This is a genomic window from Parahaliea maris (assembly GCF_008064665.1).
GTDB classification, from domain to species: domain Bacteria; phylum Pseudomonadota; class Gammaproteobacteria; order Pseudomonadales; family Halieaceae; genus Parahaliea; species Parahaliea maris.
In genome coordinates, this window is the sequence record NZ_VRZA01000013.1 from 31784 (window position 1) to 41155 (window position 9372).

General features: G+C 63.5%; 9 protein-coding genes. 4 read left to right on the forward strand and 5 right to left on the reverse strand.

The genetic code is table 11. The features are described 5' to 3' along the window. Positions 1 to 5: 5 nt before the first annotated feature. The 3 genes from purH to coq7 are packed head-to-tail and all read left to right on the forward strand — an operon-like array spanning position 6 to position 3586. Positions 6 to 1580, forward strand: coding sequence for a bifunctional phosphoribosylaminoimidazolecarboxamide formyltransferase/IMP cyclohydrolase (gene purH / locus FV139_RS20755; RefSeq protein WP_148070409.1), 1575 nt, complete (start codon positions 6 to 8; stop codon positions 1578 to 1580). Between the two features lie 12 nt (positions 1581 to 1592). Continuing rightward, entirely contained in the window at positions 1593 to 2888 is a 1296-nt protein-coding gene (gene purD, locus FV139_RS20760) for a phosphoribosylamine--glycine ligase (RefSeq protein WP_148070410.1), read from the forward strand. Between the two features lie 47 nt (positions 2889 to 2935). Then, positions 2936 to 3586: a 2-polyprenyl-3-methyl-6-methoxy-1,4-benzoquinone monooxygenase gene (coq7, locus tag FV139_RS20765; protein WP_148070411.1), complete on the forward strand. Its 651-nt coding sequence runs from the start codon at positions 2936 to 2938 to the stop codon at positions 3584 to 3586. 49 nt (positions 3587 to 3635) lie between these two features. Here coq7 and FV139_RS20770 read toward each other — a convergent pair whose 3' ends face one another. Then, entirely contained in the window at positions 3636 to 4064 is a 429-nt protein-coding gene (locus FV139_RS20770) for an OsmC family protein (RefSeq protein ID WP_148070412.1), read from the reverse strand. Between the two features lie 122 nt (positions 4065 to 4186). On the opposite strand from FV139_RS20770, the gene crp reads away from it, so the two are divergent. Next, the gene (gene crp, locus FV139_RS20775; RefSeq protein ID WP_148070413.1) at positions 4187 to 4831 is read left to right on the forward strand and encodes a cAMP-activated global transcriptional regulator CRP; all 645 of its coding nucleotides are present in this window, start codon (positions 4187 to 4189) and stop codon (positions 4829 to 4831) included. 22 nt (positions 4832 to 4853) lie between these two features. Here the strand turns inward: crp and trpC are convergent, their stop codons facing one another. From trpC to trpE, 4 genes are read right to left on the reverse strand one after another with little or no spacing between them, the layout of a single operon-like run. Continuing rightward, positions 4854 to 5654: an indole-3-glycerol phosphate synthase TrpC gene (trpC, locus tag FV139_RS20780; protein ID WP_148070414.1), complete on the reverse strand. Its 801-nt coding sequence runs from the start codon at positions 5652 to 5654 to the stop codon at positions 4854 to 4856. Next, positions 5651 to 6694: an anthranilate phosphoribosyltransferase gene (gene trpD, locus FV139_RS20785; RefSeq protein WP_148070415.1), complete on the reverse strand. Its 1044-nt coding sequence runs from the start codon at positions 6692 to 6694 to the stop codon at positions 5651 to 5653. Before trpD ends, trpC begins: the two co-directional genes overlap by 4 nt. After that, the gene (locus FV139_RS20790; protein WP_148070416.1) at positions 6691 to 7296 is read right to left on the reverse strand and encodes an anthranilate synthase component II; all 606 of its coding nucleotides are present in this window, start codon (positions 7294 to 7296) and stop codon (positions 6691 to 6693) included. The genes trpD and FV139_RS20790 overlap by 4 nt, the downstream gene beginning before the upstream one ends. 2 nt (positions 7297 to 7298) lie before the next feature. Next, positions 7299 to 8795 carry an anthranilate synthase component I gene (gene trpE, locus FV139_RS20795; protein ID WP_148070417.1) on the reverse strand — a complete coding sequence of 499 codons (1497 nt, stop codon included), beginning with the start codon at positions 8793 to 8795 and terminating at the stop codon, positions 7299 to 7301. Positions 8796 to 9372: the final 577 nt, after the last annotated feature.

Sequence of the window (9372 nt, forward strand, 5' to 3'; positions counted from 1 at the left end):
AGGCCATGAGCGACAGCAACTTTGTGAGCGTACAACGCGCGCTGATCAGCGTTTCCGATAAAACCGGCATCGTCGAGTTTGCCTCCGGCCTGCGCGAGCAGGGCGTGGAGCTGCTCTCCACCGGCGGCACCTACCGCCTGCTGCAGGAAAACGGGCTGGAGGTCACCGAAGTGGCCGACTACACCGGCTTCCCGGAGATGATGGACGGCCGGGTGAAAACCCTGCACCCGAAGATCCACGGCGGCATCCTCGCCCGCCGCGGCCAGGACGATGCCGTCATGGCAGAGCACGGCATCGGCGCTATCGACATGGTAGTGGTCAACCTCTACCCCTTTGAGGCCACGGTTGCCCGACCCAACTGCAGCCTCGAAGACGCCATCGAGAACATCGATATCGGCGGCCCTACCATGGTGCGCGCCGCGGCCAAGAACCACCGCTTCGTGAACATCGTGGTCAATGCCTCAGACTACGAGGCGGTACTCGCCGAGATGGCCATGAACAAGGGGGCCACCTCTCACAAGACCCGCTTCGATCTCGCCATCAAGGCCTACGAACATACCGCCGCCTATGACGGCGCCATCGCCAACTACTTTGGCAAACTGGTTCCCGGCGGTTCGGAGGACTTCCCCCGCACCTTCAACACCCAGTTCCAAAAGGTGCAGGAAATGCGCTACGGCGAAAACCCGCACCAGAAGGCCGCCTTCTATGTGGAGGCAAAACCCGCCGAGGCCGGTATCGCCACCGCCCGCCAGTTGCAGGGCAAGGAACTGTCCTACAACAACGTGGCCGACACCGACGCCGCCCTGGAGTGCGTGAAGAACTTCGACGCGCCAGCCTGTGTGATCGTCAAGCACGCCAACCCCTGCGGGGTGGCAGTAGCAGCCGACCTGCTGCAGGCCTATGAGCTCGCCTTCGCCACCGACCCCGAATCTGCCTTCGGCGGCATCATCGCCTTCAACCGCGAACTGGATGCCACCACCGCCAGCGCCATTGTCGAACGCCAGTTCGTGGAAGTGATCATCGCGCCCAGCGTCAGCGCGGAAGCCGCGGAAGTGGTGGGTGCCAAGAAAAACGTTCGCCTGCTGGCGTGTGGCGAGTGGACCGCGCCCCAGTCTGCCTTCGACTACAAACGCGTCAACGGTGGCCTGCTGGTACAGGACCGGGACCTCGGCATGGTGACCGCAGCAGACCTCAAGGTGGTGAGCAAGGTGCAACCCACGGCACAGCAAATGGATGACCTGCTGTTCGCCTGGAAGGTGGCCAAGTTCGTGAAATCCAATGCCATCGTTTACGCCAACAACGGCCAGACCGTCGGCGTCGGCGCCGGCCAGATGAGCCGGGTCAACTCCGCCCGCATCGCCGCCATCAAGGCCGAGCACGCGGGGCTGGAAGTGAAGGGCTCTGTCATGGCCTCCGACGCCTTCTTCCCCTTCCGTGACGGCATCGACAGCGCCGGCGAGCGCGGCATCGCCGCGGTGATCCAGCCGGGCGGTTCGATTCGCGACGAGGAAGTCATTGCCGCCGCAGACGAACACGGCATGGCGATGGTTTTCACTGGTATGAGACATTTCAGGCACTAAGGACCCCGCACCATGAATGTATTGGTAATTGGTAGCGGCGGGCGCGAGCACGCGCTGGCCTGGAAGGCGGCACAATCGGCGGATGTGGAAACCGTTTACGTGGCACCGGGTAACGCCGGTACTGCCCGCGAGCCCGGGCTGGAGAATGTGGCCATCGGTGTCGGCGACTTCGCTGCCCTGGCCGAGTTTGCGGCAGCCAACAACGTTGGCCTGACCATTGTCGGACCAGAGCAACCCCTGGTCGACGGTGTGGTGGACTACTTCAATGAGCGCGGCCTGCGCTGCTTCGGTCCCAGCCAGGGGGCCGCCCAGCTGGAAGGCTCCAAGGCCTTCACCAAGGACTTCCTGGCCCGCCACAATATTCCCACCGCCGCCTACGCCAACTTCACCGAGGTCGAACCGGCCCTGGCCTACCTGCGCGAGCAGGGTGCGCCTATCGTGGTCAAAGCCGACGGTCTCGCTGCCGGCAAGGGCGTGATCGTGGCAGAGACCCTGGAGCAGGCCGAGGAGGCCGTGCGCGACATGCTGTCGGGCAACGCTTTTGGCGAAGCGGGATGCCGCGTGGTGATCGAGGAATTTCTGGCCGGCGAGGAAGCCAGCTTCATTGTGATGGTCGACGGCGAGCACGTGCTGCCGATGGCCACCAGCCAGGACCACAAACGCATCGGCGAGGGTGACACCGGCCCCAATACCGGCGGCATGGGCGCCTACTCCCCGGCCCCGGTGGTCGACGAAGACCCCGCCGTGTATCAGCGCATCATGGACGAAGTCATCCTCCCCACCGTGCGCGGCATGGCGGCAGAGGGCAATCCCTATACCGGTTTCCTCTATGCCGGCCTGATGATCGACCCGGCAGGTCAGCCCAAAGTTATCGAGTACAACTGCCGCTTCGGCGACCCGGAAACCCAGCCCATCATGCTGCGCCTGCAGTCGGACCTGGTCGCACTGTGCCAACTGGCCATCGATGGCAAGCTGGACACCGCCCAGGCCGCCTGGGACGAGCAGGTTGCCATTGGCGTGGTACTGGCTGCCGGCGGCTATCCCGGCAGCTACGCCAAGGGCCAGGTTATCAGCGGCCTGGACAGCGACCTGCCTGCCGGGGTGAAAGTCTTCCACGCCGGCACTGCCCTCGATGGCGACGACGTTGTCACCGCCGGTGGCCGAGTGCTCTGTGTGACTGCCCTGGGGAGTGATATTGTCGAGGCCCAGCGCACTTGCTACGCCGCGGCTGAACACATAGGCTGGGACGGCATGACCCTGCGCCGGGATATCGGCTGGCGTGCGATAGCTCGCGCCCAGCAGGACTGAGCGCAAACCAGGGCTGCCCCCAAACAGCGTCAAGACGGAGCCATTCCATGGCGGCAAAGCACCGGCAACTCTCCTTACTGGACCGGGTACTCGGCGAGGCCGATACTGTCCTGCGCACCCTCGCCAGCCGCGAGCGCGCGCCGGCCCGCCCGTCCCCCGCCAAGGACCACAGTGACAGCGCGCTGAGCGAGCGCCAGCGCAAACATGTCGCCGGCCTGATGCGGGTGAACCATACCGGTGAGGTCTGCGCCCAGGCGCTATACCAGGGCCAGGCCCTGACCGCCAAGCTGGCGGACGTTCGCGAGGAAATGCGCGAGGCCGCCCGGGAGGAAGCCGACCACCTGTCCTGGTGTGACGAGCGCCTGAAAGAACTGGACAGCCGTCCCAGTGCACTCAACCCGGCCTGGTACGGCCTGTCCTTTATGCTCGGCGCTACCGCCGGCGCGGTGGGCGACAAGTGGAGCCTCGGTTTTGTGGCAGCCACTGAAGAACGTGTCTGCCGCCACCTGCGCGATCACCTCAAGCAGTTACCCGATGACGATCGCAAGTCGCGGCTGATTCTGCAGCAGATGCTGGAGGATGAAGAGCGTCACGGCCACAACGCCCTGCAGGCGGGCGGCGCCAGATTCCCGCGCCCGGTAAAGGATGCGATGAGCCTGGTCTCCAAAGTGATGACCGAGAGCAGCTACTGGGTTTGAAACCGCTCCGGGGTTACCCGGGGTTGGCCCTGGTCGCTACGCGGCCAGCTCAGACAGCATCGAACTCCACGATTTCGTAGCTATGGCTAATATCTACCCCGGCTGCGCCGAGCATGATCGAGGCCGAGCAGTACTTCTCCGCTGACAACTCCACCGCCCGCTTCACCTGGTTCTCCTTGAGCCCCTCGCCGGTCACGACAAAATGCAAGTTGATTGCAGTGAACACCGCCGGCACCGCGTCGGCCCGTTCGGCCTGCAACTCCACCCGGCAGTCCACCACCTTCTGGCGCGATTTTTTCAGCATGCTGATGACATCGTAGATGGAGCAACCCCCCACCCCCAGCAGCAGCATTTCCATGGGGCGCACCCCCATGTTGCGCCCGCCGAGATCTTCCGGCCCGTCCATTACCACGGTGTGTCCACTGCCGGATTCACCGATGAACATGGCGCCATCCATCCACTTTACCGTTGCTTTCATAGGGTTTCCTCGGGTAGTAATTGCGCGGCGCAGGAGCTTAGCACAGCGTGACAGTTTTTACTTCGCGGTGCCTGCGTTAAGATAGCTGCCGTTTCAAGGCTGTTGGGTAGGGAGCCACATCAGTGTTAAAGCCGCAAATTGTTAATGCCATCCCCAATGTGGAAAGCTTTCTACGCCATTGTCAGCGTCGCGATTACGCCAACAAAAGCGTGATCGTCAAGGAGGGTGCCGCCAGCGACTCGCTCTACCTGATTCTCGACGGCTCGGTATCGATCCAGGTCCAGGACGAGGATGACAAGGATCACCTGATGGTGGTGAGCTACCTCAACCCCGGCGATTTCTTCGGTGAGATGGGTCTGTTCGAGGAAGAACCGGAAGCGCGCAGCGCCATGGTCGTTGCCAAGAGCCAGTGCGAGGTGGCGGAGATTTCCTACGAGCGCTTCCACCAGATCCGCAGCCAGTACCCCGACATCCTGTTCGCCATCGGCCGCCAGATGAGCATGCGCCTGCGCCAGACCACCCGCAAGCTGAAGGACCTCGCCTTTGTCGATGTGTCCGGCCGCGTCGCCCACACCCTGCTGGACCTGTGCAAGCAACCGGACGCAATGACCCATCCGGACGGCATGCAAATCAAGGTCACCCGCCAGGAACTGGGCAAGATTGTTGGCTGTTCACGAGAAATGGCCGGGCGGGTGTTGAAGACCCTGGAGGAGGATGGCCTGGTGGCGGTCTCGGGGAAGACGATGGTGGTTTACGGCACTCGGTAGGAGCGCTGAACCCGCGGGAAACTCAGAAAAACAGCTCCCGCAATTTCTCCCCGGGCTCCGGCGCGCGCATAAAGGCTTCGCCTACCAGGAATGCGTGGACAGCATTGTCCCGCATCAGGGCCACATCCTCCGGCGTGTGAATGCCACTTTCGGTCACCACGGTGCGATCACCCGGGATATGCGGGAGCAACTCCAGGGTTGTCTCCAGCCGGGTTTCGAAGGTGTGCAGGTCGCGGTTATTGATACCCACCAGCGGCAGTTCCAGTTCCAGCGCGCGCTCCAGTTCGGCCCGGTCGTGTACTTCCACCAGCACGTCCAGGCCCACTTCCGCCGCAGTCGCCGCCAGCTCCGCCATCTGCGCGTCTTCCAGGCAGGCCACAATCAGCAGGATGGCATCGGCGCCAATGGCGCGGGCTTCGACCACCTGGTAAGGGTCTACGGTGAAATCCTTGCGAATCACCGGCAAGTCACAGGCGTTCCGGGCCTCTTGCAGGTAGGCGTCGGTACCCTGGAAAAAGTCGATGTCGGTCAGCACCGACAGGCAGGTAGCGCCGCCTCCGGCATAACTCGCCGCGATATCGGCAGGGACAAAATCGGGCCGGATTACCCCTTTGCTGGGGGAGGCTTTTTTCACCTCGGCGATAACTGCCGGCTGGGCAGCGCCCGCCCGCCCGGCCAGCGCTGCGGCGAAGCCACGGGCCGCGGCCTGCTCGCTGATGCGGGATTCGAGCTGGGACAGGCTCTCCTTGCGGCGGCGCTCCGCCACCTCTTCCCACTTGCGCTCTACGATGCGGCGCAGGATTGTCGGCGCGGAGTTACTCATGGGGCAGTCGCCTTGATCATCTGGGTAAAATCCACGAAGGACTTGAGTTTTTCAGCGGCCTGGCCGCTGGCGATCACGTCATCGGCCATGGCCACGCCCTCCGCCAGGCTGGATGCCAACCCGGCTACGTAAATGGTGGCGCCGGCATTGAAGGCAATGAGGGCGGCCGCCTTGCGCGCCGCTTCTTCGTCGCTGCGGGAGAACGCGGCGCGGATAATGGCGGCTGAATCGGCGGAGCTTTCCACCGTCAGGCCGTCGAGGCTCGCCCGCTCCAGGCCCACCTCCTCAGGAGTGACCTGGTAAGTGGTGACCTTGCCGTCGCGCAGTTCGGCCACCTGGGTCGGGCCGGCAATGGACAGCTCGTCGAGGCCGTCGTCCGCGTGGACCACCATGGCGTGCACATGGCCGAGGGTTTTCAGTACCTCGGCCAGCGGCTCGCAGAGGCTGGCATCGAACACGCCCAGCACCTGCCGCTCGACGCCTGCGGGGTTGGTCAGCGGGCCGAGAATATTGAACAGGGTGCGCATGCCCAGTTCCTTGCGCGGGCCGATGGCGTGACGCATGGCGCTGTGGTGATTGGGGGCAAACATGAAGCCCATGCCCACCTCCTCGATACAGCGGGCGGTTTGCTCGGGTGTCAGGTCCAGCGGTACACCCAGTGCCTCCAGCACGTCGGAGCTGCCCGAAGTGGAAGAGACCGAGCGATTGCCGTGCTTGGCCATACGCGCCCCGGCCGCCGAGGCCACAAACGTCGAGGCGGTGGAGACGTTGAACAGATTGGCGCCATCACCGCCGGTACCGACCAGGTCCACGAGATGCTCCCTGGATACCGACACCGGCAGTGCCAGTTCACGCATGACGCGGGCAGCGGCGGCAATCTCGCCGATACTCTCGCCCTTCATGCGCAGGGCCACCAGCATGGCGCCAATCTGGGCATCGGTGGCGCCGCCGGACATGACCTGGGCCATGACTTCAGCCATGTCCTCTGCCGACAGGTCCTTGCCCTCCACCCACAGGGGCAGTGCCTGTTGAATATTCATCGTTTGCCCCCTCCGGCTGTCGTGGGCTGCTCCAGGAAATTGCGCAGCAGATCATGGCCGTGGGCGGTCAGGATCGACTCGGGGTGGAATTGCACCCCCTCGATGGCCAGCTCCCGGTGACGCAGGCCCATGATCTCATCCACTTCACCGTCTTCGGTTTCCGTCCAGGCAGTGATTTCCAGGCAATCCGGCAGGCTGTCTTTTGCCACCACCAGGCTGTGATAGCGAGTGGCCTCGAAGGGCTCGCTGAGCCCGGCGAATACGCCCTCGCCCCGGTGATGGATGGGCGAGGTCTTGCCGTGCATCACCTGCCGCGCCCGCACCACCTCGCCGCCAAACACCTGGCCGATACTCTGGTGGCCGAGGCAGATGCCCAACAGGGGCAGCTTGCCGGCGTACTCGCGAATCACCGCCATGGAAATGCCCGCCTCGTTGGGCGTGCAGGGGCCGGGAGAAATGACAATGCGTTCCGGATTCAGGGCGGCAATATCCGCCACACTGATCTCATCGTTGCGCACCACTTTGACCTCGGCACCCAGTTCTCCCAGGTACTGCACCACGTTGTAGGTGAAGGAGTCGTAGTTGTCGATCATCAGCAGCATGGTCAGCCCTCCTCACCGTTGTTCGCGGACAGCACCATGGAGGCGGCCCGGAACATGGCGCGCGCCTTGTTGTGGGTTTCCTTCCATTCCAGCGCTGGCACCGAGTCAGCCACCACGCCGCCGCCCGCCTGCACGTAAAGACGACCGTCCTTGATCACCGCGGTACGGATCGCAATGGCGGTATCCATGTCGCCGGCCCAGGAGATATAGCCCACCGCACCGCCGTAAACGCCGCGCTTGACCGGCTCCAGCTCGTCGATGATCTCCATGGCGCGAATCTTGGGGGCCCCGCTCAGGGTGCCCGCCGGCAGGGTGGCCCGCAGCACGTCAACGGCTGACTTACCCTGCTGTAACTGGCCGGTCACATTGGACACGATGTGCATGACGTGGGAGTAACGCTCCACCACCATCTTGTCGGTCAGCTCCACGCTGCCGATGTCGGCAATGCGACCTACGTCGTTGCGGCCGAGATCAATCAGCATCAGGTGCTCGGCGATCTCCTTGGGGTCGGCCAGCAGCTCGGCCTCCATGGCAGCATCTTCTTCCTCGCTGCGCCCCCGGCGGCGGGTGCCAGCGATGGGGCGCACGGTCACTTCCCCTTCTTCCAGCCGCGCCAGGATTTCCGGCGAAGAACCGACAATCTGGAAGTCATCCAGGTCGAGGAAGTACATGTAGGGGGAAGGATTGAGATTGCGCAGGGCGCGGTAGAGATTGAGGGGCGGGGCAGTGAAGGGAATGCTCATGCGCTGGGACGGCACCACCTGCATCACGTCCCCCGCCAGCACATACTCCTTCACCGAATCGACTGCGGCGGCGTAGCTGTCGTAGGTGAAGTCCGACTCTGCCTGCCGCTCGAGTTCTTCGTCCAGCGCCGCCGTCAGGTCGACCGGGGGCAAGGGCCGCATCGGCTCGGGAAGCTGTGAGACCAGTTCCGCGAGTCGACCCTCGGCCCGTTTCAGGGCGTTGGCCTCGGCCGGGTCGGCGTTCACCACCAGGCGAATAGTGCCGGAGAGGTTGTCGAATACCAGCACCTCCTCGGACACCATCAGCAGGATGTCCGGCGTGCCCAGCCGGTCCGGCGGCACCCCCGCCGCCAGGCGCGGCTCTACATAACGCACGGTATCGTAGCCGAAGTAACCGACCAGGCCACCGTGGAACACCGGCAGATCCGCTACCGGCGCACTGCGGTAGCGCTGCTGGAAGGCCTCGGCATAGGCGAGGGGGTCTGCCACCTCCTCACTCTCGCTGAGTTCACCATCTACCCACACCTCCGCGCGGTAGCCGAACACCTTGAGCAGGGTGCGGCAGGGCAGGCCGATAATGGAGTAACGGCCCCATTTTTCGCCGCCCTGAACGGATTCGAAGAAGTAGGAATAGGGGCCCTCCGCCAGCTTGCGGTAGGTACTGACAGGCGTTTCCAGGTCGGCCAGCACCTCGGTGCTGACGGGAATACGGTTATAGTCCTGCGCTGCCAGGGCAGCAAAGTCCTCGGGTGTCATGATGGTTCCTCGGAGATGAAAATGGCGTAAATGGTGCGTGCAAAGTCCCTGGCTACCATCGCCAGCAGGTGACTTCGCGCATCGACAACAGGTCGACCTTGTTACGCAGAGCTGCTTGCACAGCACTCTCCAGAGGTAAAGCGGGGTTGCCTATTGTACATGCAGTCCTCGGCGTGGCAACCGGGGTCGATGGGGTTGGCCGAATGAATTCGGCCCTACATCGTCTGGGGGTTTCGGTACACCATGGCAAATACCCCTGCAGGGTCGAATTCATTCGACCACGCGACCTGACGAGCGCATCAACAGACAGAGCAACACCCCAGCGGGGTTGGCCGAATGAATTCGGCCCTACATCGCCTGGGGGTTACGGTACACCATGGCAAATACCCCTGTAGGGTCGAATTCATTCGACCACGCGACCTGACGAGCGCATCAACAGACAGAGCAACACCCCAGCGGGGTTGGCCGAATGAATTCGGCCCTACATCGTCTGGGGGTTTCGGTACACCATGGCAAATACTCCTGTAGGGTCGAATTCATTCGACCACGCGACCTGACGAGCGCATCAACAGACAGA

What these genes read in the sequence shown, in the direction of transcription:
- FV139_RS20790 (WP_148070416.1), bottom strand. Translation starts at nt 7,296, where the DNA reads ATGCTGCTGATGATCGACAACTACGACTCCTTCACCTACAACGTGGTG.
- FV139_RS20770 (WP_148070412.1), bottom strand. Translation starts at nt 4,064, where the DNA reads ATGAAAGCAACGGTAAAGTGGATGGATGGCGCCATGTTCATCGGTGAA.
- coq7 (WP_148070411.1), top strand. Translation starts at nt 2,936, where the DNA reads ATGGCGGCAAAGCACCGGCAACTCTCCTTACTGGACCGGGTACTCGGC.
- purH (WP_148070409.1), top strand. Translation starts at nt 6, where the DNA reads ATGAGCGACAGCAACTTTGTGAGCGTACAACGCGCGCTGATCAGCGTT.
- trpD (WP_148070415.1), bottom strand. Translation starts at nt 6,694, where the DNA reads ATGAATATTCAACAGGCACTGCCCCTGTGGGTGGAGGGCAAGGACCTG.
- purD (WP_148070410.1), top strand. Translation starts at nt 1,593, where the DNA reads ATGAATGTATTGGTAATTGGTAGCGGCGGGCGCGAGCACGCGCTGGCC.
- trpE (WP_148070417.1), bottom strand. Translation starts at nt 8,795, where the DNA reads ATGACACCCGAGGACTTTGCTGCCCTGGCAGCGCAGGACTATAACCGT.
- trpC (WP_148070414.1), bottom strand. Translation starts at nt 5,654, where the DNA reads ATGAGTAACTCCGCGCCGACAATCCTGCGCCGCATCGTAGAGCGCAAG.